This is a genomic window from Streptomyces sp. NPDC017936, from assembly GCF_044328485.1.
Lineage (GTDB): Bacteria > Actinomycetota > Actinomycetes > Streptomycetales > Streptomycetaceae > Streptomyces.
Window position 1 is genome coordinate 89,275 of sequence record NZ_JBIRHK010000019.1, and the last position, 23,809, is coordinate 113,083.

12 protein-coding genes and 4 pseudogenes are annotated in these 23,809 nt (G+C 70.7%); 11 read left to right on the forward strand and 5 right to left on the reverse strand.

All coding sequences use genetic code 11. The features are described from left to right. The first annotated feature begins 28 nt into the window (after nucleotides 1-28). Nucleotides 29-1,163: pseudogene (locus ACH4F6_RS32540) on the forward strand (IS630 family transposase). 24 nt (nucleotides 1,164-1,187) lie between these two features. Here the strand turns inward: ACH4F6_RS32540 and ACH4F6_RS32545 are convergent. Next, nucleotides 1,188-1,523 carry a hypothetical protein gene (locus ACH4F6_RS32545; protein WP_397963972.1) on the reverse strand — a complete coding sequence of 112 codons (336 nt, stop codon included), beginning with the start codon at nucleotides 1,521-1,523 and terminating at the stop codon, nucleotides 1,188-1,190. 278 nt (nucleotides 1,524-1,801) lie between these two features. On the opposite strand from ACH4F6_RS32545, the gene tap reads away from it, so the two are divergent. Beyond that, entirely contained in the window at nucleotides 1,802-4,054 is a 2,253-nt protein-coding gene (gene tap, locus ACH4F6_RS32550; RefSeq protein ID WP_397963973.1) for a telomere-associated protein Tap, read from the forward strand. A gap of 12 nt (nucleotides 4,055-4,066) precedes the next feature. Beyond that, nucleotides 4,067-4,624 carry a telomere-protecting terminal protein Tpg gene (gene tpg, locus ACH4F6_RS32555; protein WP_397963974.1) on the forward strand — a complete coding sequence of 186 codons (558 nt, stop codon included), beginning with the start codon at nucleotides 4,067-4,069 and terminating at the stop codon, nucleotides 4,622-4,624. Between the two features lie 313 nt (nucleotides 4,625-4,937). Here the strand turns inward: tpg and ACH4F6_RS32560 are convergent, their stop codons facing one another. Beyond that, a complete protein-coding gene (locus ACH4F6_RS32560) occupies nucleotides 4,938-5,813 on the reverse strand; it encodes a LysR family transcriptional regulator (RefSeq protein ID WP_397963975.1) in 876 nt (291 codons plus the stop codon). A 122-nt stretch (nucleotides 5,814-5,935) separates the two neighbouring features. Here ACH4F6_RS32560 and ACH4F6_RS32565 point away from each other — a divergent pair, with 122 nt between their 5' ends. Continuing rightward, nucleotides 5,936-6,934 (forward strand): NADP-dependent oxidoreductase, encoded by a 999-nt coding sequence (locus tag ACH4F6_RS32565; protein ID WP_397963976.1) that lies wholly within the window; start codon nucleotides 5,936-5,938, stop codon nucleotides 6,932-6,934. Nucleotides 6,935-7,091: 157 nt separating this feature from the next. After that, nucleotides 7,092-7,843 (forward strand): annotated as a pseudogene (locus ACH4F6_RS32570) (transposase family protein); the annotation flags it as partial. 903 nt (nucleotides 7,844-8,746) lie between these two features. Here ACH4F6_RS32570 and ACH4F6_RS32575 read toward each other — a convergent pair. After that, nucleotides 8,747-9,709, reverse strand: coding sequence for a zinc-binding dehydrogenase (locus ACH4F6_RS32575; RefSeq protein ID WP_397963977.1), 963 nt, complete (start codon nucleotides 9,707-9,709; stop codon nucleotides 8,747-8,749). A 166-nt stretch (nucleotides 9,710-9,875) separates the two neighbouring features. On the opposite strand from ACH4F6_RS32575, the gene ACH4F6_RS32580 reads away from it, so the two are divergent. The 5 genes from ACH4F6_RS32580 to ACH4F6_RS32600 all read left to right on the forward strand — a co-directional run bounded on the left by ACH4F6_RS32580 (nucleotide 9,876) and on the right by ACH4F6_RS32600 (nucleotide 22,000). Beyond that, entirely contained in the window at nucleotides 9,876-10,520 is a 645-nt protein-coding gene (locus ACH4F6_RS32580) for a TetR/AcrR family transcriptional regulator (RefSeq protein WP_397963978.1), read from the forward strand. 175 nt (nucleotides 10,521-10,695) lie between these two features. Then, complete coding sequence (locus tag ACH4F6_RS32585) at nucleotides 10,696-11,112, forward strand: MFS transporter (RefSeq protein WP_397963979.1); 417 nt, start codon at nucleotides 10,696-10,698, stop codon at nucleotides 11,110-11,112. Nucleotides 11,113-11,314: 202 nt separating this feature from the next. Further along, entirely contained in the window at nucleotides 11,315-14,998 is a 3,684-nt protein-coding gene (locus ACH4F6_RS32590; protein WP_397963980.1) for a LamG-like jellyroll fold domain-containing protein, read from the forward strand. Nucleotides 14,999-15,143: 145 nt separating this feature from the next. Further along, nucleotides 15,144-21,656: an RHS repeat-associated core domain-containing protein gene (locus ACH4F6_RS32595; protein ID WP_397963981.1), complete on the forward strand. Its 6,513-nt coding sequence runs from the start codon at nucleotides 15,144-15,146 to the stop codon at nucleotides 21,654-21,656. An 11-nt stretch (nucleotides 21,657-21,667) separates the two neighbouring features. Further along, a complete protein-coding gene (locus tag ACH4F6_RS32600; RefSeq protein ID WP_397963982.1) occupies nucleotides 21,668-22,000 on the forward strand; it encodes a hypothetical protein in 333 nt (110 codons plus the stop codon). A 42-nt stretch (nucleotides 22,001-22,042) separates the two neighbouring features. Here ACH4F6_RS32600 and ACH4F6_RS32605 read toward each other — a convergent pair. Together ACH4F6_RS32605 and ACH4F6_RS32610 are read right to left on the reverse strand one after the other, a co-directional pair. After that, nucleotides 22,043-22,321 (reverse strand): annotated as a pseudogene (locus tag ACH4F6_RS32605) (hypothetical protein); the annotation flags it as partial. 387 nt (nucleotides 22,322-22,708) lie between these two features. Next, nucleotides 22,709-23,005: pseudogene (locus ACH4F6_RS32610) on the reverse strand (hypothetical protein); the annotation flags it as partial. Nucleotides 23,006-23,176: 171 nt separating this feature from the next. Between ACH4F6_RS32610 and ACH4F6_RS32615 the strand changes: the two are divergent. Further along, nucleotides 23,177-23,797, forward strand: coding sequence for an SRPBCC family protein (locus tag ACH4F6_RS32615; RefSeq protein WP_397963983.1), 621 nt, complete (start codon nucleotides 23,177-23,179; stop codon nucleotides 23,795-23,797). The last annotated feature ends 12 nt before the right edge of the window (nucleotides 23,798-23,809 follow it).

Below are 23,809 nucleotides of genomic sequence, written 5' to 3' on the forward strand. Positions count from 1 at the left end.
ACGGCGCGTTGTGCGTCATGCTGTGCGGGTGGCTGAGCGTGTGCGCGTCCGCGGGATCGATGACGACGAGGGGCAGCGACTGCTGCGGATCGTCCGTCGAGGGACCGGGTCGTTGGTGACCCGGCTACGGGCCCAGAGGGTGCTGTTATCGGCGCAGGGCATGGACGTGGCCGAGATCGCCGGGGTGACGTTCACCAGCCCGGACCGGGTCCGGGACGTGATCCGCCACTTCCACGCCGACGGCTTCGCCTCGCTCTACCCGAAGTACAAGGGCGGCCGGCCCAGGAACTTCACCCTGCCCGAACGCCGCGAGACCAAGGAGATCGCCAAGTCCAGGCCGGTCGAGCACGGCCTGCCCTTCTCGGCCTGGAGCCCGGTCAAACTGGCCGGCTTCCTGGTCGCCGAGGGGGTGGCCGACGACATCAGCCACGAGGGCCTGCGCATCCTGCTCCGCGAGGAAGGCGTCAGCTTTCAACGCCTGAAGACCTGGAAGACCTCGGAGGAACCCGACTACGCGGCCAAGAAGACCCGCGTCGAGCACCTCTACGCCATCACCGACGGCGAGGTCCTTCCCGAGCCGGGCGAGCCCGAGGGCGTGTTCTGCCTGGACGAGTTCGGGCCGCTCGCCCTCCAGCCCCGTCCCGGTCTCCAGTGGCCGCACGCGGCGGCAAGCACAAAGACCCCGAGCGCGAACCACGACCGCGCCGCCGCGCGACCCACACCCGCCCGCACGGGGCCCGGCAGCTGTTCACCGCCTACGACCTGGGCAAGGACCAGCTCTACGGCCACGTCAAGAAGACCAAGAACAGGTAGAAGTTCCTGGAGTTCTGCCGCTCCCTGCGCTCCCTGCGCCCGACGGACGTGCGCATCGCGATCATCTGCGACACCTACTCACCCCACCTGACCACCAGGCGCTGCCGCCGCGTGGGGGACTGGGACGAGGCCAACAACGTCGAGATCGCCTACACCTCGACCAACAGCTCCTGGCTCAACCGGATCGAGGCCCCGTTCACGGCCCTGCGCCACTTCGCGCTCGACGGCACCGACCACCCCAGCCACAAGGCCCAGGGCGGCATGATCCGCCGCTACATCATCTGGCGGAACAAGAACACGCCGCCGACAAGCGCCCTAAAGCCCTCGTGAGCGGGGCCAACGCCGCCTGACCCGGCGCGGCGGGGCAGGCGGAGTCACCACAGATGCAGGAAGCTCCGGACATCGTCATGGCCGTCGAGGGCCCGCCCGTCCACGTCCGTCGGGTCTGCCTCGGCTCGCGCCGCCAGCGACTTCGCCAGCGCGAGGGCCTCATCGCTGAGTCGCCCGAAGCGTCGAGCGGTGTGTCCCAGGCACAGGCCGGCCAGCCCGAGCAGTGGGCTTCCCGACACAGCCCGCGTCCCGACCTGCACGCACCAGTGCTCGACGAACTCCGCGTCGTCGTCGTTCAACGCGGTCCCGACCAGGACGCCCGCCGCCTCGCCCTCCGCCGAGCGGTCACGCAGAGCCCGTTCCCTCGTCTCGACCACCACCTCTAGCTGCCCGTCCTCGTGGACAGAGTCACACGCTCCACCCATCGCTCCAGCCACACCAGGGTGACCAGAAGGACTGGGTGCCGGTCTCGATGATGCGGGCCTCAAAGGTGAGCCGGTCGACGATGGCTTGGCGGACCACCCGGCGGTGAACCGCATAACGGCGGGCCAGCTTTTGAAGGCGTCCTACCTCAAACATATCCCGTACGCAGTTCGTACGGCAGAAGTGCGCTATCTGTGCGGTTCGAGAGGGTAGGGTGCTGGTCAGGAGGTGTTCCATGTCCGAGTTGTTCGACGCGGTCGACGCCCTGGTGGCGTCCCGCTCGGCGCTGCCGTCGGTGCAGGAGCGCAAGCGGCTGCGTACGGCCCATGGCCTGACGCTGGACGAAGTCGCCGCCGCGCTGAAGGTGCGCCGGGCGACGGTGTCCGGCTGGGAGTCGGTGAAGAAGCCGGTCGAGCCGCGGGGCCCGGAGCGTGAGGCGTATGCGCGGCTGCTGAACAAGCTCGCGGAGCTCTATCCCGCGCCCTCGGCGACGGAGGGGTCAGCCGCCCCGACGGCGCCGGCCACCTTCACTGCCGCGCCCGCCCTGGTGGAAGCGCAGGCTGCGCCCCCCGGTCCGGCGCCCGATACTGCGGCCACGACGGCAGCCCGGAACACCCAGACCAACCCTGGCCTTCCCCCTTCCCCTGCTGCTCCGGCGGCCGCGCCGCGTCCGGCGCGCACCGCCAGGAGCACGTCGACGTCGCGCCGCCCCGGCGTGCGGAAGGCGGCCCCGGCCGGGCCCCCGGCGGGCAGCAGCGACCCGCGTTTCGAGAACGGCCCCCTGGCGGTCGTCGACGTCGATGCCGACGGGAAGGTGCTGGCGTACTGCGTCGGCGGTCTGGTCCTGGACGTGCCCGCCAAGAGCCTTCCGGCCCTGGTCGAGTGGACGCTGAAGGAGGCGAGGCTCGGGCAGGCGAAGCTGTCCGGGCCGGGCAAGGACGCCGATCCGCTGCTCGTGCTCACCGAGGCCGCACTGGAGCGTTACGGCCTGCCGGTCGCTCTCACCGAGGAGGAGCGGCTGGCCGGACGGATCCCGGAGGGCCACAAGGCCGTCAAGCAGCTGGCGCGCGCCGACTGGAAGCTCACGAAGAGGGGCTTCGGGCCGTGGGCGCGGATCTACCGCCCGGCACAGGGCTCGGAGCGCAGCTGCGTGCAGCTGTGCATCCCGTCCTGGCACGCGCTCGATGCCCGCCACTGGGGCAACGCTTCGCAGCTTCCGCCGGCGGAGCTCGCCCGGATGCTGGGCGTGTACGCGTCCCGGGTGATGACCCCGCGCGGCTCCACCGCCGTCACGGGCCTGGAGCTGATGACCGCGTTGCATCCGCCGACCCGGGCCTCCGAACCGGACGCCGCCGGCCGCCGGCACTCCGAGCGCAATCCCGGCAGCTTGGGCAAGGAGCCGGTGGACTGCGCGCCGTGCGAGGCCCCGGACGGTCACCCGCTGCTGGCGGACCTGCCGCGCTTCCACGTGCGCGGTCCCGGGGAGAAGCTGTTCGAGGAGGCGTACGACTGGGCGCGGCCGATGACCGATGCCGAGTGCACCCTGCGGTACCTGGTCGGCATCGACGTGAACATGGCCTTCGCCGCCGGAGCCAACGGCCTGGTCGTCGGCCTCGGCGCACCCACCCACGTCAAGGCCCCGGTGTTCGATGCGAAGCTGCCCGGCTCCTGGCTGGTGGACCTGAGCCACGTCGACCTGTCCCGGGTGAAGGTGGGCAAGGAGTGGGTGGAACTGGACGGCTCGTTGCTGCCCAGCCCGTTCACGCCGAAGGGCGACCGCCCGACGGGGCCGGCCTGGTACGCGACGCCGACCGTGGCCTATGCGGTGGAGCTCGGCTACGAGGTGCGCCCGCTGGAGGCGTACGTCCGGTACGACAGCGGCCGTTACCTGGACGGCTGGTACCAGCGGCTGCGCGACGCCTACCTGGCCACGATGGCCGACCTGGGCGTGCACGCGGACCTGGCGCCGGCCGACTTTCTCGCGGCGATGGACGGCCACAAGAGCCGTGACCCGCAGCTGGCGATCGTCGCTGCGGCGATCAAGGCGACGGTCAAGGGCGGCCTGGGCAAGCTGCGCGAGCGCCCCCGCGGGGAGGGCTGGCGGCCCGGGCAGCCGTGGCGGGCGCTGTCCCGGCCGACGTGGCGGCCGGACATCCGCGCGGCGGTCATCTCCCGCACCCGGATCAACCTGCACCGCAAGATCGTCAAGCATGCGGCGTTCACCGGCCAGTACCCGGTGGCGGTCCTGTCCGACTGCGTCGTCTATCCGGCCGGCGGGCCCAGCCCGCTGGACTTCCTGCCCTACCGGGACGGTAAGCCACTGCCCGGCGGCTTCAAGCTCGGCGTCAACCCCGGCCTGGTCAAGCACGAGGGCACCCAGAGCGTCCTGTGGGGCGAGGAGGTCCGCGAGCGGTTCGACGCCCCGGAGCTCAACCTCGCCCGGTACATCAAGGACGGCACCGTCACCGACGTCGACAACGGAGAGTAGGGAAAAGCGACGATGAGCCTGTTCGGGGACGGCCTGGACGCCGCGGTGCAGAAATCCTTCACCCGCCCGACGCCGAAGTCGGCCGGCGCGCAGATGCGCTATCTGGTCAAGCAGCTCAAGGGCACCAGAGCCGTCGCGCAGATGCTGCGGATCTCCCAGCGCACCGTGGAGCGGTACGTGAAGGACCAGATCAAAAAACCCCGCCCGGACCTCGCCGCCCGCCTGGACCGCGAGGTGAAGAAGCGGTGGCAGCCCCAGATCAGGGCCAAGGCCCGGCGGAAGGCGGCGACCACCGGCGGCATCGTCATCGACACCCGCGCCCGCCTCGGCTACACCGCGCCGATCGGCTCCACGGACGAAGACCGCATTCGCCATCTCACGGTGGCGCTGCCGCCGCAGTACGCCGCCCGCCTCTTCGACGCCCAGCAGGCCGGCGCCACCGAGCAGCAGATGCGGGAGATCGCCGCCGAGGGGTTCAAGGAGGTGTACTTCCAGGACAACGGCCGCCGCGCCGGCCAGCTCGAGGAGGTCCGCTTCACGGACATCGAGCACGTGGAGTTCGAGCTGTAGACGCCACCGCACACCACGCGATCTCGGGACCAGTACGACTGAGAACTTCAGCTGGCGAGTGTGCCGTACGCCGTCTATATCAGGGCTACGGGCGGCAGGCTCGCTTCATGGCAGACGACGTCGTAGGAAGTCAGGTGGCCGACCTTCAGGCTGAGTGCGCTGAACAAGCAAGGAAGAGCCGTTCCCGTCGGCAGTTCTGGCGATGCGCTGCTGCCCGCCGTCCCCGAACAGGACGTCGACCGCGAAGGGATTGTCCCGCGTGTGCGCGAGCACCGTTCGGTACGGTTCAGCGCCGAGCGGGTCGGCCTTCCGGTCAGGCTGCCGGGATGGTCAGGACGGTCCTGGCCGCCAGCCGCAGATTATTGATCATCGGGTTCGGGTCGCCCTTGCGGCTGACCAGGACGACCCGGCTGGGAGGAGCGCCCTCGATCGGGACGGTGACGAGGCTGGGACGCAGTGAGCTACGCCGATCGCCGACCGGTAGCACGGCGATCGCCTCGCCACTCGCGACGAGTTCGAGCTTGTCCTCGTAGCTCTCGATCGGCGGCAGGCCGGCCCCGAGGATCCGGTAGGAAGTCCACTCCGCGGTCTCGAACGCGCACGGCGCCGTCTCCTCGCCGGCCAGTTCTTCCGCGGTCACCGACGTGCGGTCGGCCAAGGGATGGTCGCGCGGGGCCACGAGCATCCGGGGCTCCTCGTACAGCGAAGTGACGGACACGTCGTCGGCTGCCAGCGGCAGCGGGGCCCGCGCGATCAGGGCGTCGACGCGTTTGTCGAACAGCGCCCCGACGTCGCTGCAGCTCAGATGCCGGGTCGTGATCTCTGCGTCCGGGTAGCGGCGCCGCAGTTCCTGTACGGCGGCAGTGATCACCAGGTCCTCGACGTAGCCGATGGCGATACGTTCGGTCCGGGCCTGTTCACGCACGGCCAGTTCGGCCTGGCGGGCGGCCTGCAGCAGGGCCTGGGCCCGGGGGAGGAACGTCCGGCCGGCCGGGGTGAGCCGGGTGCCCTGGGGTGTGCGGTCCAGCAGCCGTGTGCCGAGATATTTCTCGAGCCGCTGGATCTGGCGGCTCAGCGCCGGCTGGGCCACGTGCAGGTCGGCGGCGGCCCGGCCGAAGTGCTGGTGCGCCGCCACCACGGTGAAGGAGCGCACCAGCCGCAGGTCCAGGTCCTGTCCGAGATCGTTCACTCGTCCAGCGTACGCGTCATGCCGTTTCGGAATGACCAGGTTGCCGAACCGGTCTTGGACGACCGTGCCGTTCGGGGCCTTGACTGCAGGAGCAGCGTTTCCTCGAGAAAGCGACAGGCGCGATGAGGGCGATTCAGATCCACGAAGCGGGCGGGCCGGAGGTTCTGCGGTATGACGAGGTGCCGGTGCCCGAGATCGGCCCGGGCGAGGTGCTCGTCCGGGTGCACGCGGCGGGCATCAATCCGCCGGACTGGTACCTGCGCGAGGGGATGAAGGTCATGCCGGCCGAGATGAGGCCGGCGCTGGAGTTCCCCCTGATACCTGGAACGGACATGTCGGGTGTGGTCCAGGCGGTCGCTCCGGACGTGCTGGGATTCGCCGTCGGCGACGAGGTCTTCGGCATGCTGCGGTTTCCCGGATTCGACGGCCGGACGTACGCCGAGTACGTGGCCGCGCCGGCTTCTGATCTGGCTCACAAGCCGGCCGGTGTCGACCACGTGCAGGCGGCCGGAGCGCCGATGGCCGTGCTCACGGCCTGGCAGTACCTGGTTGATCTCGGCCACGACGTGCCGTCTCCTTTCACCGGGCAGGTGCACCAGCCGGTGCCGATCACACCGGGGATGACGGTGCTGGTCAACGGGGCCGCCGGCGGAGTGGGCCACTTCGCGGTGCAGCTGGCGAAGTGGAAGGGGGCACGCGTCGTCGCGGTGGCCTCTGGCCGGCACGAGCGGTTCCTGCGCGGGCTCGGCGCCGATGAGTTCATCGACTACACCGCGACGCAGGTCACGGACATGGTCAGCGGCGTCGACCTGGTGATCGACGCCGTCGGCGGACCGGACGGCTCGCGCTTGCTGACGGTGCTCAAGCGCGGCGGCACCATGCTTCCGGTGTTCTTCGCCCAGTACGATCCGGAAGAGACGGCGCGCCTGGGCATCACGGTCTCGAACATTCAAGTGCGTTCCAACGGCCCCCAGCTCGCCGAGATCGGGCGCTTGTTCGATGAGGGGGCGCTCCGGGTCGGGGTGGACAGCACCTACCCGTTGTCCGAGGCGGCCGGCGCGCACAAGCGAGCCGCACAAGGGCACATCCAAGGCAAGATCGTGCTGACGGTGGTCTCGTGATCGTGATCGCCGGACTCCAGCAGGCGGTGACGTGCCCCGGGTCTGGTGGAGTCATCTTGCTGGACAGATGGTGCTCCAGACGCTCAAGGAGGCTTCTGTGCCCAGTAAAGTGTGTTGCGCAAGACCGTGAACTGGGCATTTCCGGTGTACGGCTGGGGTGTTGAGGGCTGAACGCGTGTGGGTGGAGACGTTCACGGGGCTACGGTTGGGGCAGTTCGAGCGGCTGCTGAAGGCGGTCCGTGACCGCGGCGGCAACGGGACTCCGCGGGGCCGGCCGTGGGGTCTTTCGCTGGCCGAACAGGTCTTGGTGGTGGCCGTGTACTACCGCACGAACCTGACCGTGCGGCAGCTCGGGCCGCTGTCCGGGATCTCGTCCTCGACGGTGTGCCGGGTGATCCAGCGGCTCGGTCCGCTGCTCGCACTGGAGCCCGTCTCCCGACCAGGCGATGCGGCCGGCCGGTTGCGGATCGTGGACAGCACCCTCATCCCGGTCCGCGACCGGAACGTCGGCTCCTCGTCACGCAACTACCGGTTCTCGGTGAACGCGCAGGTCACGTGGACGCCGACACCCGCCTGGTGATCGCGGCGGCCCGACCGGTGCCTGGCACCACCGCGGACGCGCATGCCTGGCGTGCCTCCGGCCTGGCCGGGCACTGTCAGGGCGTGACCGTCCTGGCGGACGGCGCCTACCTCATCTGCGGCATGGTCACCCCGCACCGCGAACGCCCTCGACGCGAGCTGCTGCCGGGCGAGGAGGACGACAACGCCGCGCACCGCAAGGTCCGCGCAAGGGTGGAGCATGTGATCGCCTGGATGAAGAACTACAAGATCCTCCGCGGCTGCCGGCAACACGGCGACGGCCTCCACCACGCCGTCCGGGCCGTTGCCCACATGCACAACCTCGCCCTCGCTCATGACCAGAGGACTGTCTCCACCTGCCCTGACCTGCCCGAACACAGCCTCGCGCAACACCCTTTAGCCACCAGGATCCGCCGGACAGGCCCTAGTGGTCGCGGTGCCGATCCCCGTGCGCGGGGCGGTCCGCTTCCTGGAAGAGCTCTCCGAGCACCTGGCTGGCCATCCCCAGGCCCTGACCCCTGGGAGTTCGCTCTGTCCGCCGGTCCTGCTGCGGCTGACCAAGATGCTGCACGAGGGCGGCCATCCGGTGGTTCGCCCCGGCTGCGCGCACTGCGGCACGGCGCGGACCGATCTTCGGCAGGTTGCGGCCCGAGGGACGGCTCTGCGCGACCTGCGACGCCAAGAGCCGCCGTGCTACCTGCGCGCGCTGCCACCGCGAGGGCATGCGGATCTCCGCCCGTCGCCCCGGGGGCGGCATCTGCTCGGCCTGCTATCACAAGGACCCCGCCCGTCTGGAGGAGTGAGCCGGGTGCGGCGAACTCCAGAACCCGGTGGTCCGCCGAGACGACGGCCGGGGCCTGTGCACCCGGTGTTGGAAGCGCTCCACTCACACCTGCGTGACCTGCGGCAAGACCGCGGTCGCGGCACTGGTCGACGCCGATGGCGCTCTCTGCCACCTCTGCTGCAACCGCCACCGCCGACCTGGTCAAAGCCACTCCCGCCCTCCACCGGGGACATCACACCGAGGTCGGAAAGCAGCTCACGGCCCTACAGGGCATCATCACGCGGCCCGCGCACGACGGCGCACCCTGATGCCGGACGAGACAGTGGTAAGGGGGCGCGCCCCGTACTTGCCCGGCGTCGACGATGGCGACCGTCAGCGCCGGGCATCAGCCACGACCTGAGCGGGTCCCATCGCGTCACCCGGGGCCGCGAACGCCGTCCCTGCCCGACTCAGGGCACCAGCACAACCCTGCCGAACACCTCCCCCGCGTCCATCTCGCGGTGGGCCAGCACCGCTTGGTCCAGCGGCAACACCTCGTGCACGACCGTGCGCAGGTCCCCGTGCGCAGCATCGGCGAACTGGGACGACCGCACAGCCTGCCGGTCGGGGCCGGGCACGGTGTCAGAGCTGAAAGCGGCGAACGACAACGACCTGCGGAAGGCGTCCATCAGCCGCATGCCGAAGTCCGCCGGCGGCTGCCCACCAACCACACCGACAGCCACATACCGCCCGTTGGAGTTCAACCTGTCCAGGAAAAGGGGAAGCTGGGGACCCCCCACGACATCGATCACCACGTCGAAGCCCGCCGGTGCGCCCGGGCCGCCCTCGCCGGAGCGGTCAAGGACATGCGTCGCGCCCAGGTCCCGCAGGCGGGCGCCACGCTCCACCGACGAGGTGGTGACCGCCACCGCGCCCGCGCCGTTCCTGGCCGCGAGCTGGACCGCCGTGATCCCGATGCCGCCCGCCGCACCGCGCACAAGCACCGTCTCACCGGGCGTGAAACGGGCCCGGTCCAGGGCGAAGTGGGCGACCACGCCGGAGCCTCCGAGGCTCACCGCGTCGGCGCCGGTCAGGCCGTCGGGCAGCGCAAGGACGTCCTCGACCGAGGCGACGGCATGCTCGGCATACCCACCGGACAGGCCGGTGAACGCCCACACCCGCCGCCCGATCCACGAGGCGTCCACGCCCTCTCCCACCGCGGTGACCCTTCCCGCGACCTCGCTGCCGAGGAGATGGCCCTCCCGGAAGCCGTAGGCGGCAAGCGTTCCCCGGCGGATCACCGCGTCCACGCCGCCTACTCCGATCGCCTCCGTGGCGATCTGCACCTGCCCCGGGGCAGGAACGGGCACGGGCACATCGACGACCTCCAGACCATCGGGGTCTCCGAACGTCCTGATCACGACGGCTTTCATCTCTGCTCCTCGGGTCGGTGGAAGGACGGAGCGCAGCTGCTGCGGCGGTGGGCGCCGAGTCGGCCCCCGTCGTCGGGGCATCACCGGCGAAGTGCCGGGACGGGGCGGCAACACCGCCATCGGACCGTAACGGACGCCCCCGTCCGTTTGGCTAAAATGAGAAACGATGACCAACCACTTGCCTCAGCCTGTGCGCTCCGACGCCCGCGACAACCGGGCCCGCATCCTGGACGCCGCCCGCACGGTGTTCGGCGAAGAAGGCCTGGGTGCGCCCATGCGCGAGGTCGCCCGGCATGCAGGCGTCGGCCCCGCCACGCTGTACCGGCACTTCCCGACCAAGCACGCGCTGTTCGCGGAGACCTTCGCCGAGCAACGGCGAGCCTGCCATGCCGCCGTCCGTGACGCCCTCGCGGACTCGAACCCGTGGCAAGGTTTCCGGAGCCTGATCGAGCGGATCTGCGAACTCCACGCCTGCAGCAGGGGATTCGCCGACGCCTTCATGACGGCCTTCCCCGAGGCCACGGACTTCGCCGCAGACCGGGAGCGGACTCTGCACGCGGTCGGCGAACTGGCCCGCCGTGCCCAGAAGACCGGCCGGCTGCGCCCTGGCTTCGTCGTCGACGACCTGGTCCTCATGCTCATGGCCCACCGGGGCCTCCAAGACATGCCGCGTGTCGCCCGGGTCACGGCCTCCCGCCGCTTCGCCGCCTACATGATCGAAGCGTTCCGCGCCACACCAGGGACGGGAGCGCCTACGCCGCAGCCGCCAGTACCACGCCTGCAGCTCACGTACTCGCCCAGCACGCCATAAATCCGTCACCTGGAGGTCCGTCAGTCCTTGCAGCCCGACATCCTTGTCGGGCCCCTGCCGCAGGCGGGTGGGAAAGGGCTCCGTGTGTGCCCCTCCCGAGGACGGCTCGCCCGGCGGACGAAGTCTCGCCGCGAGAGGCGGCATACCGCATTAATCGTCAAACTGACGAAAAGGATTGCGGTGTCGCCACGGGGTGCTCGGCGGGCTGGTGGTGATGCGGCGCCGGCGGCTCAGTGTCCGGTCGCTGTCGGTGTCGGCGCTGATCTGGGGCGCCCTGATCTGCGCCGCGGCCCTGGCGTCCGCGCCGGCGGTGGCGTTGGTCCTGCTCGCCGTGGTGGGAGTCGGCTCCCTCACGTTCGACTCGTCGGCCAAGACGCTGACGCAACTGGGGGCCGCGCCGCAGACGCGCGGCCGGGTCACGTCGATCTGGTCCATCGGCCGGATGGGCGGCACGGTCATCGGCGCCCCGGCCGTCGGAGCGGTCGGCACGCTCCTCGGCCCCCGTGGCGCGCTGTTCGCCGGCGGGGTGGCCGCGGCGGGCGCCGGGCTCGTCTTCCTGCTCCTGTCGACGGCCCGGCGGCGGAACAGCTGAAAGGCATTCTGAATTCACCCGTCATTCAATTTCCGTTTCTCTTGCGGAGATCCATGTGAAGATCGCTTGTCATGTGCAGCGAATTGATGTTGTATGTGGCTGGTCCTGGGGCGCTTATTGATCCTTTACATGGGAAAATGGGGTGGGGCCGGTGCGTGGGCGATTTCGAAGACATGCATGGCCGGACGGCATAGCAGCGGTCATGACCGCCGTGGCCCTGCTGGCCGGGTCCACCGCCGGGGTCGCCGCCGCGGCCGGGGACGCTCCCGCCGCCGCGCCGAGCGGAGCCGCGCCGAGCGAGGCCGCGCAGGCGCTGGCGAAGGCCAGTGAGACGGGCGAGCGCGTCGAGGTGCTGGGCGAGCGGTCGCCGGACACCACCGTGTACGCCAACCCGGACGGGGAGTCCTTCACCCTGGAGCAGTCGGCGGTGCCGGTGCGGGTGGCGACGTCCGACGGCGGTTGGCAGACACCGGACGCCACCCTGGTGCGCCGCGCGGACGGCACGGTGGCGCCGAAGGCCGCCGCCGTCGACATGGCGTTCTCCGGCGGAGGCGACGACCAGCCGCTGGCCCGCATCGGGCAGGGCGGCCAGTCCCTGGCGCTGGGGTGGCTGGGCACCCTGCCGGAACCCGAACTGGCCGGCACCAGCGCCGTGTACCGCGACGTCCTCCAGGACGTCGACCTCCAGGTCACGGCGTCCACCGAGGGCTTCCGGCACGTCCTGGTCGTCAAGACCCCCGAGGCGGCGGCCCTGCCCGAACTGGAGCGGATCGAGTACTCCCTGCGGACGTCCGAGCTGAGCGTCGTCGAGAACAGCAGCGGCGGCTACAACGCCGTCGACGCCGACGGCAACTGGGTGTTCCGCGCGCCGAGGGCCCAGATGTGGGACTCGGCGGGCGCCGCGACGACCGGCCCGGCGGTGGTCACCTCCGCGCTGCGCGCGGCCGGCCCGGCGGCCGGCCCCGGTGACGGAGCCGACGACGGCCGGCCCGGAGCCGAGCCGATGGCCGGTGACACGGTCAAGCCGATGGACGTCAGCGTGGACGAGGACTCGTTCACCGTCACGCCCGACGCGGACCTGCTCGCCCACACCGACGAGCAGCACTTCCCGCTGTACATCGACCCCACCGTCACCTGGGGCGAGGCGGAGCGGACCCTGCTGCGCTCGGACGGGTACGAGTCCTACGGCTGGGGCAACGGCGACGACGATCTGGGCAAAGGTGTCGGCAAATGCGGCACCTGGAGCGGCTATTACTGCGGCCCGGGTTACAGCCAGCGCCTGTACTTCGAATTCTCGCCGGCCAGTCTCAAGGGAAAGCGAGTGCTGGACGCCACGTTCCGGGTGACCGAGCCGTGGGCGTTCCAGTGCGATCCGCGATGGGTCCAGCTGTACCGGACCAACAACATCTCCTCGTCCACCACCTGGGCCTCGCGCCCCGCCCATCTCGATCTGGTCGGTGACCGAAACGTTTCCGCAGGCCGTGGTTCGTCGTGCGATCCGGACACTCCGGCGGCCCCGATCGAGTTCAACGACGACCCGAACGAGAGCTACGAGAACCTCACGCCGACGGTGAGGAACTTCGCCGACGGCAAGTTCTCCCGGCTGACCCTGATGCTCAAGGCGAAGGACGAGTCGGACGCGTCGGCGTGGAAGCGGTTCCGCAACGACGCCGTGCTGGCCGTCACCTACGTGGGTCTGCCCGCCGTGCCGACCAGCCCGACCGTCGCCTCCTCGTGCGAGACCGACGCGGCCGACCCGGCGTGGATCTCCGACCCGACACCCAGGTTCAGCGCCCGGGTACAGGCGGCCTCGGGCGGTGAGAGCGGGGCGAGCCTGCGGGCCCGGTTCTACGTGCAGCGCAAGACGGCCGACGGCTGGACCGTGGTGGCGACCGAGCCGGTCCGCCCGTCCAGCGGCTATGTGGGCGACAACGCGGTGGTGACCGTGGACTCCCCGGTCACGCTGGCCCAGAACACCTCCTACCGGATGGCCGTGTTCACGCGCTCGTACTACAACGGCGGCGACAGCGCGATCGAGAGCCACAGCACCATGACGACGAAGGGCTGGTGCTACTTCACGGTCGACTCCACCCGTCCGAAGGCGCCGACGGTCACCGTCCCCACCGGAGCGGTGTACGCGCTGTGCCCGGACGACGGTGACGGCTGCGGCGCGGCCACCGGCGGTCCGGGTGTCGCGGGACAGTTCACCTTCGCCAAGAACGCGGCCGACGCCAACGTCGTCGCCTTCGAGTACAAGCTCGCCACCGACAAGACCTGGACCAAGGCGACGGCGACCAGCACGCTCACCCGCTCGGTCAAGCCTGCGCTCTCCGGGGTGCAGGTCCTGTATGTGCGGGCGGTCGACAGCGTCGGCACCGGCCAGTCCGGTGAGACCACGGCGGTCCGGTTCAACGTGGCGGAGGGCGAGGGGCCGTCCGGGCTGTGGCACTTCGACGACTCCGCGCCTGGCTCGGGCGCGACGTCCGCCGCCGACACGGGGACCGCGCCGGGCAGCCGGCACAGCCTCACGCTGCGCACCGGTGGCGCGGGCTGGTCGTCGTTCTCCAGGACCGGTGACGCGGGTCGCTCGCTGTGGCTGAACGACACCACCAACACCGCCAACCAGAGCGGCTACGCGGACTCCTCGGGCCCCGTGGTCAACTCGCAGTCGTCGTTCACGGTCTCGGCCTGGGCCTATCCGACGGACGACACGGCGTTCCGGACCGTGCTGTCCCAGGCCGGGAGCGACAACAAGGGGTTCTCGCTGTACTACTCGCCCGGCATCGGCCGCTGGGTGTTCCTGATGCACTGGTACGAGAACGGCACCCGCAAGTACATCGGCGCCAACGCGGACGCCACCCCGGGCATCACCCTGAAGGCCTGGACCCACCTGGCCGGCGTCTACGACGGTGACGCCCACACGCTGAGCCTCTTCGTCAACGGCAAGCGGCAGGGCGACCCGGTGCCGGTGCCGGACGCCGGCCTGCCGACCGTGGTGGACGGCGGCTTCCAGGTCGGCCGCGCCGGCACCACCGGCGGCGCGTACAACAACTACTGGAAGGGCCGCGTCGACGAGGTCGCCACGTACCAGAGCGCGCTGCCGGACGCCGAGGTCGCCAAGGTGGCCAAGCTGCTGACCGCGGACGGGACCGCCCGCGCGGTGGAACTCGTGGCCGCCTGGCAGCCGCAGGGCAGCACCGGCACCGCCGCCCTCGCCGACACGGTCAGCGGCTACGGCCGCCCGCTCCAGCTGAACGGCGGCGCGGCGGTCACCGACGACGCGATCGTGCTGGACGGCGCCGACGACTCGGTCACCACGCCCGGCCCCCTCGTTGACGACCGGGAGTCGTTCACGGTGACCACCGAGGTCGAACTGGACCGGACGGTGCTGGACGGCAAGGCGGAGGGTTACGCCGCCCAGGTGCTCGGACAGCGCTCGGCGGACGGTTCCGCGTGGGGCCTGTGGTACCAGCGCACCGGTTCCGAGGAGTACGTCGACGAGGAGACGGGAGACCTGCTGACCCGGCCCGTCGGGTTCTGGCGCTTCGGCCGCCTGAACGACGACGGCTCGTTCACCGCCGTCGACTCCGAGGAGGCGGCCGCCGACGGCGCGGTACGCCTGACCGGGGTGTACGACGCCCAGGAGGGCACGATCCGGCTCTACCTCGCCTCCGTGCAGAACGGTGAGGACACCGCGTACACCGCGGTCGTCGGGGCCGGACAGTTCGCCGGCGGCATGGGCTTCGTCGACGGCACCTGGGGCCACCACCTGCCCGGCCGGATCACGGACATCCGGGTCTGGGCCGGCGCCGCCGCCGACAGCGCCCAGGTCAGCGACATGGTGGGTCTCGCCCAGGACGACGAGAACGACGACGTGTCCGGTTGATCCGGCGGGACGGCCGGCCACCGTGCCCGGCCGTCCCGCCGCCCGCTCCTCACTCTCAGTTGACCCGTGACCCTGATGGGGGTTGTTCGTGTTCGGAAGACGGATGCCACGCGGCCGCGGTTGGCATGCTCGCGCCAGAGATGTGATGCTCGTGCTGGTGTCGGCGGCGGTGACCGTCGGCGGTCTGACGCCGGTCGCCCGGGCGGCGGACGGCCCGGCCGACCTGAAGCCGTTGTGGGAACGGCACATCACTGAGACCGAGACGGTGACCGGGCTCGGCGCCAAGGCGCAGCGCGCGGTCGTGTCCGCCGGGAGGAAGCGGAACCAGGCCGAGGCCGAGCACGCCGAGGCCGAGCAGCGGGCTGCCTGGCCACGGGGTGGCAGCGGCCGGATATCCGTCTCGGCCGCGCGCGGCAAGGCCCCGGCCGAGGTCGGCGGCCTCCCCGTCGCCGTCGCCGCCCCCGAGTCGGCCGAGTCGTCCGCCGACGGCACCGTGCGGGTGCGGGTACTGAGCCACCAGGCCGCCGCCGACGCCGGAGTCAAGGGCGTCCTGCTGTCCGCCGAGGCCACCGAGGGCGCCGGCCGCGCCGACATCAGCGTGGACTACAGCCGGTTCGCCTCCGCGTACGGCGGCGGCTGGTCGGGCCGGCTGGGCCTGGTCCGGCTGCCCGGGTGCGCGCTGACCACGCCGGAGAAGGCCGAGTGCCGCACCACCACCGAGGTGGCCTCGGCCAACGACGTCTCCGCGCGGACCGTCACCGGCACCGTGACCCTGTCGGCCATCGCCCCCACCGTGCTGGCCCTCGCCGCCACCGCCTCGGGCGAGTCCGCGTCCGGCTCCGGCACCTACACGGCCACCCCGCTCTCCCCGGCGTCCACCTGGACGGCGGGCGGCTCCTCCGGGGCGTTCACCTGGTCTGACCCGCTCCAGCTCCCGCCCGCACCCGGCCCGTCCCTCGACCTGTCCCTGAACTACGACTCCGGCGCGGTCGACGGCAAGACCGCGTCGACGAACAACCAGGCCACCCAGATAGGCGAGGGCTTCACCTCCACCGCCGACTCCTACGTCGAACGCGCCTACGGGTCGTGCGACGAGGACGGACAGAAGGACAAGTTCGACCTGTGCTGGAAGTTCGACAACGCCAGCCTCGTCCTGAACGGCAAGTCCTCCGAACTGGTCAAGGACGACAGCACGGGCAAGTGGCGGCTGAAGAACGACGACGCCTCCACGGTGACCCTGTCCACCGGCGCCGACAACGGTGACGACAACGGCGAGCACTGGACCGTCACCACCGGCGACGGCACCCGCTACGTCTTCGGCCTGAACAAACTGGCCGGAGCCGACACCCAGCGCACCAACTCGGTGTGGACCGTCCCCGTCTTCGGCGACGACTCCGGTGAGCCCGGCTACAGCCAGGGCGGTACGTTCGCCGACCGGTCCGTCACCCAGGCGTGGCGGTGGAACCTGGACTACGTCGAGGACCTGCACGACAACGCCATGTCGTACTGGTACACCAAGGAGACCAACTCCTACGCCAAGAACGGCGCGGACACCGCCACCACCTCCTACACCCGGGGCGGCTACCTCACCAAGATCCTCTACGGACAGCGCGCGGACGCCCTGTTCACCGGCGTGACCTCCGGCAAGGTCGACTTCAGCTACGCCGAGCGCTGCACCGCCGCCGACTGCTCGGAACTCAAGGATTCCACCGCGCCGAACTGGCCGGACGTCCCCTTCGACTCGATCTGCGCCTCGGGCGACGACTGCCCCGCCACCGGCCCGTCCTTCTTCAGCCGCAAGCGGCTGACCGGCATCGACACCTCCGTCTGGTCCGCCGCCACCAGCGCGTTCACGGCGGTCGACGCCTGGGACCTGACCCAGGAGTTCCTGGACGGCGGGGACATCGGTGACACCACCGACCAGACCCTGACCCTCAAGAGCGTCAGGCGCACCGGCAAGAACGGCACGGCGATCGGCCTGGACCCGGTCGGCTTCACCTACGACATGCGGCCCAACCGGGTGGACGGCGACCGCGACGACATCCTGCCGCTGACCAGGCCCCGCATCCGCACCGTCACCTCGGAGACCGGCGCCATCACCGACGTGACCCTCTCGGACCCCGAGTGCGTGCGCAGCACCTCCGTACCCACCGCCGAGGACCAGAACACGTCGTCCTGCTACCCGCAGTACTGGCACGTCAACGGCGCCGAGGAAGCCACCCTCGACTGGTTCCACAAGTACCGCGTCACCGACGTGGTCACCAGCGACCCCACCGGCCACGGCGCGACCATGGAGAGCCACTACGCCTACGCCACCCCGGCCTGGCACTACAACGACTCGCCCTTCACCCCGGCCGACGAACGCACCTGGTCGATCTGGCGCGGCTACCGCACCGTCACCGTCACCCAGGGCTCCGGCACCAACCTGTCGAAGAAGACCTCGGTCTACCTCCAGGGCATGAACGGCGACCGGCTGCTGGCCGCCGACGGCACCCTGGACGCCGACGCCCGCCGCACCGCGACCGTCCCCGGCAAGGACCTCACCGGTCTGGACGTACCCGAACAGAGCGACGGCGAGCAGTTGGCCGGTTTCCTCCGCCAGGAGATCACCTACAACGGCTCGACCCCGGTCTCCGTCACCGTCAGCGACCCCTGGTCGAAGCGGACCGCTACCCAGCACAAGTCGTACGCCGACACCGAGGCGTACTACATCCGCACCGCCCGCACCACCGGCCACACCTACCTCACGGCCACCCGGTCCTGGCGCTCCACCGCCTCCGCCACCACCTACGACGACTACGGCATGGCCGTCAAGGCCGAGAGCACCGGGGACACCGCCAAGACCGGCGACGAGACCTGCACCCGCACCTGGTACGCCCGCAACGACAGCCTCGGCATCAACTCCCTCACCTCACGCACCCGCACGGTGGGCCGGGCCTGCTCCGTCGCCGAGGCGGACCTGTCGTTGCCCACGAGCACGGCGAGCGCCGGTGACGTCGTGACCGACACCGCCACCGTCTACGACTCAGCGAGCGCCACCGCCTGGTCCGCGACCCAGACCCCCACCAAGGGCGAGCCGACCTGGCACGGCCGGGCATCCGGCTACCCGGCCGCCACCACCGGCGGTGAACGCGCCCCGTCCTGGGCGACCGTCAGCCGCATCACGTACGACACCCTCGGCCGTCCGCTGACCACCACGGACGCCACCGGCAACCCGACGACCGTCACCTACACCCCGGCCGCCACCGGCCCGCTCACCCGCACCCAGACCAAGGACGCCAAGCTCTACAGCACCTACGCCTACATCGACCCGGCCCGGGGCCAGACCACCAAGACCTTCGACCCGAACAACCGGGTCACGGAGACCGAGTACGACGCGCTGGGCCGCACCACCTCCGTGTGGCTGCCCAACCGCAGCCGCGCCGGCGAGCAGAGCGCCAGTTACGTCTTCGGCTACTCCCTCTCCCGTACCGCCCCGTCCTGGACCTCCACCGGGACCCTGAAGGCGGACGGCGCGACCTACTCCACCTCCTACACCATCTACGACTCGCTGCTGCGCACCCTGCAGACCCAGACCCCCGGCGCCACCAGCGGCCGCATCCTCACCGACACCCGCTACGACGACCGGGGCCTGGCCTACGAGGCGTACGCCGACATCTTCGACACCGCCGCGCCCTCGGGAACGTACGCGCAGACCGAGTACGGAGAGGCGCCCAGCCTGACCAGAACCGGGTACGACGCCGCCGGACGCCCGACCAGCACGGCCTTCCTGGTCGGCGGCGTGCAGAAGTGGCAGACCAGCACCACCTACACCGGTGACTCCACCGCCACCAGCGCCGTCGCCGGCGGCTCGGCCACCCGTACGATCACCGACGCCCTCGGCCGCACGGTCGAGACCCGCCAGTACGCGAGCACCTCGCCCACCGACAGCGACTACGGCGGCGGGGTGGGCGCCGGCTTCACCAGGACCCGGTACACCTACACGCCCGCCGACAAGCAGAAGACGGTCTCCGGGCCGGACGGCGCCGTGTGGTCGTACACCTACGACCTGTACGGCCGTGAGGTCTCGGCGGCCGACCCGGACAAGGGGACCACGACCACCGGGTACACGGCGCTGGACAAGGAAGCCTGGGTGAAGTCGGCCGGCGGGCAGGCGGTGATCTCCGCCTACGACGTGCTCGGCCGGGTCACCGACACCTGGCAGGCGGCGGCCGGCGCCGACCTGACGAACGCCACGGTCCTCGCGGCGCAGAAGACGGACGCCAACAAGCTCACCCACTTCACCTACGACACCGTCCCCTCCGGCAAGGGTCAGGCGGCCACCTCCACCCGCTATGTCGGGGGAGCCGGCGGCAAGGCGTACACGCAGACCATCACCGAGTACGACAGCCGCTACAACGTCACCGGGTCCAAGCTCACCCTGCCCGCCGACGAGCAACTGGTCACCTCGGGCGCCCTGGACTCCGACACCCTGGCCTTCACCGCCCACTACAAGATCGACGGCACGCTCGAGCAGACCACCGAACCGGCGGCCGGCGGCCTCGCGGCGGAGACCGTCGAGTACGACTACTCCACCCAGGGCCTGCCCACCACCCTCACCGCCGGTGGCAAGGGCATCGTCCTGAACACCACCTACACCGACCTCGGCCAGGTCTCCACGCTCCGGCTGGGCGCCTCCGAGGCCACCGGCACCAACAAGGTCGACATCGCGTACGGCTACGAGGACGGCACCCACCGCCTCCTGCAGACCCAGGTGCACGCGCAAACCCACGCCTACGACGCGCTCAACCTGCACTACGGCTACGACGACGCCGGCAACGTCACCAAGATCTCCGACACCACCACCCTGGCGGGCGCCGGCCAGGCCGACACCCAGTGCTTCGCCCACGACGGCCACCAGCGCCTGACCGAGGCGTGGACGCCGGCCACCGGCGACTGCGCGACCGACGGGCGCACCACCGCCGGCCTGGGCGGCGCCGCCCCGTACTGGACCAGCTACACCTACGACGACGCCGGCCAGCGGGCGACCGAGACCACGCACGGCAGCGGCGGCCCGGCCACCACCACCTACTGCTACAGGGAAGGCACCGTCCAGCCCCACACCCTGCTCGCCACGACCCCCGGCACCTGCGCCGACGCGGGCGCCGAGTACGCCTACGACGCCGACGGCAACACCACCGAGCGCCCGGACGGCAGCACGACCCAGCGACTCGACTGGAACAGCGAGGGCAAGCTCAGCCGCCTGACCGAGGACCCGGACGGCGCCGCCCGCGCCACGGACTACCTCTACGGCGCCGACGGCAGCCTGCTCATCCGCCGGGACACCTCCGGCGGCGGCGAGACGGTCCTCTACCTCGGCGCCACCGAGGTGCACCTGAAGGGCGGCAAGACCTGGGCCAACCGGTACTACACCCACGGCGGCGAGACCGTCGCCCTGTGCAGCAACCAGTCCGGCACGGCGGAGACCTCCTACCTGGTCGGTGACCAGCACGGCACCGACACGGTGGCGATCACCTCCGACGACCAGGCGCTGACGAAGCGGTACCTGAGTCCCTTCGGCGCCGAACGGGGCGACACCACCACGAACTGGCCCGACGACAAGGCGTTCCTCGGCAAGTCCACCGACGACAGCACCGGCCTCACCCATGTCGGCGCACGCGAGTACGACGCCGGGATCGGCCAGTTCATCAGCGTCGACCCACTGCTGCAGACGGATATCCCGCAGACCCTCAACGGCTATAGCTACGCGGCCCAGAACCCGGTCACCCAGGCGGACCCCAGCGGCCTGGGGCTGGCCTGCGGCCCGCAGTTCGGCGTAGCCTGCCCGACCCGCCCCGACGGCACCCCGGGCAACGGCCGGCCCGGCGAGGCCGTCAAGCCCGTGTACGCCTGCCCGAGCCTGATCAACCCGCAGTGCCCGGAGTACACGGGGGGCACGTCGGGCGGTGGGGGCCGAGGCGGTGGCGGTACCGGCTCCAGCGGGGGCGGCGGCTTCTCCATGGACAAGAGCGGCGGCTCCGCACAGCAGCAGAAGGCCGTCCAAGTCAACGACGGCTGCAAGGACTGGGGTTTCCTGTCCAGCGTCTGCCGCAGCGTCGGCGAGGTCTTCTACGGCGCCATCAGCAACGTCCCGCACGCGGTCGAGTACGCCGGCTGGATCTGGGACGAGGACTGCTGGGGCGGCGGTCCGGGAACGCCGGGCTGTGACTACGGGGCGCAGTTCGACCAGTGGGTGGCCGAGCAGGGCTACGACATCTCCAGCGACGAGTACCTGGTCCCCTCGGCGGTGGCCGCCGTCATCGGGCACAACGGCCTGCTGAAGGGGAAGGCCACCCGGCCGTACGTGAACCCCAAGGGCAACTGGACCAACGACGCCTACACTGTGCGCCGGAAGGCGATGGAGCCGCACATGAACGGGAAGACCAACACCGGAAAGAGCCAGTTCCTGTTCCATGTCGAAGCCGAGAAAGTGACTCTGGACGCCGCCGCGTACGCGGACGCGAACGGTCTGTGGAAGGGGAACAAGGCCAGGGTGTATGTCGAGAACGGCCCGGTCGGGGTCGTGGGGCGGAGCGGAGAGCTGACGAACTGGCTCCGGGTCACCCGCGAAGGCCGGATGATCCACGCGTGGCCGGTCGGTCCGCCGAGCGCCGGATAGGTGGTGTGATCGTGGAATACATCGACGGTTGGCTCAAGCGCGACAACCTGAAGGGATTCCTCGTCGCCCTGTCGGAAATCATCGGGTACCGCTTCGACGGCTCCGACTGGGGAGCCTTCGAAGCGGGGCTGGAGGCGGGGGCGGGCGGTGACGGCTGGTTCGGTTATCCGCTGGGCGACGCCGGCACTCTCGAAGTCGCCGTCTCCCGGGTCGTGGAGGAAGGGGAGACGGAGGTCAGGGTCGGTGTGGCCGAGGGGCTGTCCTGTCTGCGGGAGCAGGTGCAGGTGGCCTGGATGATCTTCAACCGGTTCGAGGTGTCGCCCGAGGTGGAGATGGCCGACTGAGCCGGGGCGGGCCCGGCTCCGGATGTCGGTCCGGGACCGGCAGGGGGGCGCCGCGGCCCGGCTCACGTCGCCGACCAGTTCCACCACGTCCGGCCCGTGCGCCGAGGAGTTGACCACCTTCAGCAGCAGCACGAACGTGCCGCCGCCGTGCTTGCGGGCCAGTCGCTCGTGGTTGCGGGCGAGAGGGCGGGTGGCCGCCTGGTCGGCGATCGCCCGCTGGCCGCGAAAGAGGAACGCCAGCCGGGTCTCCGGCCGTTCGCCGGCGGTCAGCCGGGCCAGCAGTACGTACTCGGTGATGCCCGGGTCCAACCTCCTCTGTTCGACGGAGCGATCTTGACGCGAACCGAGAAGCGGATGAAGGGTGATTTCAACCGGGGACAAGTTGTCCCTGGCTGGCCCTGGATCCTTCATCAGAACTTTTTCGTGGATACTCCGGCCTTCAGGCCGGGGAGGAAACGAAGCTCCTGCGGAGCAGGGCAGGGACAGGTGGGCGCCGAGGGCGAGGAGGACGCGCCGGTGGGCGGCCGGGGCGAGTTCGTCGCGGGCAAAGCGGTGCTCCGTGCTGAGGCTCGCCGGTGCCGGGGTGGGGTCGACGACCGTGGTGCCGCGGCCGCGGGCGTGCTCGTGGAGGGCGCGGGCGCCGAGGACGCGCTGCGGTGTGGGCTGCGGGACGTCGGCGACGTCGGCGACGGTGTGCAGGCCGTACTCGGCGAGCGTCGCGGCCGTTTTCGTGCCCACGCCGGGCAGTTCCCGTACGGGCCGGGGCCGCAGGAACGCGGCGATCGCCTCGGGGGAGTCGTCGATGACGGTGCGCCGGCCTGGCGGGGTGAGGGCGCGGGCCATGGCAGCGAGCATCCGGTTGCCAGCGCACCCCTCAGAACTGTGCAGGCCGAATGGGCGAGCACACGCACCTGGACCACTTCGGTCAGGACCCGGGCGTCGCGCTTGCAGTACGGGAGGGCCCCGGTGAGGTCGAGGACGGCCATGGCCATGTCCGGCTGCCATGTCCGGCTCGATCAGCTGCACGCGGGGCGTGATGCCTTCGAGCAGCCCGGGACGCCTACGCGGTCGGGTGACTTCGAAACCCGGGATCGGGGAACCGGAAGAGATGCCTGCCCCATAAGGGGAGGGCCGGGTCTTTGGACGCCCGGCTCCCTCACCGGAAGAAGGACCATGATGGCGCACGAAGACGACGGTGGGCAGGCTGTGCCGAACACCCCGGGCATGGGCTTTGACGGCGACGGCGTCACACGCCGCCGTCCGTTGCGCGAGCGGCACGTCGAGGAGACGGTCGAGGTCGCGGTGCCGGTCCGCACGGCCTACAACCAGTGGACGCAGTTCAAGACGTTCCCGCGCTTCTCGACCGTGGTGCGCGACGTCGAGCAGATCAGGCCTACCGTCACCGCGTGGACCATCGGCTACGGCCCCCTGCGTCACCGTTTCGCGGTCGAGATCCTGGAACAGGACCCTGACGCCTACCTGGCCTGGCGTGGCCTGGAGCAGCACCCCACCCACCAGGGCGAGGTCGAGTTCAGGCCGACGGAATCCGGTGGCACCGCGATCACGGTCCGGATACTCCTCCAACCGCAGGGGGCCGCGAAGGTCCTCACCCGCTCGTCCAGGGTCGTGGGGTTGACCGTGCGACTGGTGCGCGGGGAACTGGTGAGCTTCAAGCACTTCATCGAAGGGCTCGGTCAGGAGGGCGGTGCCTGGCGCGGCACCATCCGCAACGGCCGGGTTCAGCACGACACCCCGGAACCGCCCAGGAGCCGTGTCGCCCAGTGGCCCGTCGGCTGACCCGCGTACCGC

Coding starts and splice junctions, on each gene's coding strand:
- tap (WP_397963973.1), top strand. CDS start 1,802: ATGTCCGAGTTGTTCGACGCGGTCGACGCCCTGGTGGCGTCCCGCTCG.
- tpg (WP_397963974.1), top strand. CDS start 4,067: ATGAGCCTGTTCGGGGACGGCCTGGACGCCGCGGTGCAGAAATCCTTC.
- ACH4F6_RS32565 (WP_397963976.1), top strand. CDS start 5,936: ATGAGGGCGATTCAGATCCACGAAGCGGGCGGGCCGGAGGTTCTGCGG.
- ACH4F6_RS32575 (WP_397963977.1), bottom strand. CDS start 9,709: ATGAAAGCCGTCGTGATCAGGACGTTCGGAGACCCCGATGGTCTGGAG.
- ACH4F6_RS32580 (WP_397963978.1), top strand. CDS start 9,876: ATGACCAACCACTTGCCTCAGCCTGTGCGCTCCGACGCCCGCGACAAC.
- ACH4F6_RS32590 (WP_397963980.1), top strand. CDS start 11,315: ATGACCGCCGTGGCCCTGCTGGCCGGGTCCACCGCCGGGGTCGCCGCC.
- ACH4F6_RS32595 (WP_397963981.1), top strand. CDS start 15,144: ATGCTCGTGCTGGTGTCGGCGGCGGTGACCGTCGGCGGTCTGACGCCG.
- ACH4F6_RS32615 (WP_397963983.1), top strand. CDS start 23,177: ATGGCGCACGAAGACGACGGTGGGCAGGCTGTGCCGAACACCCCGGGC.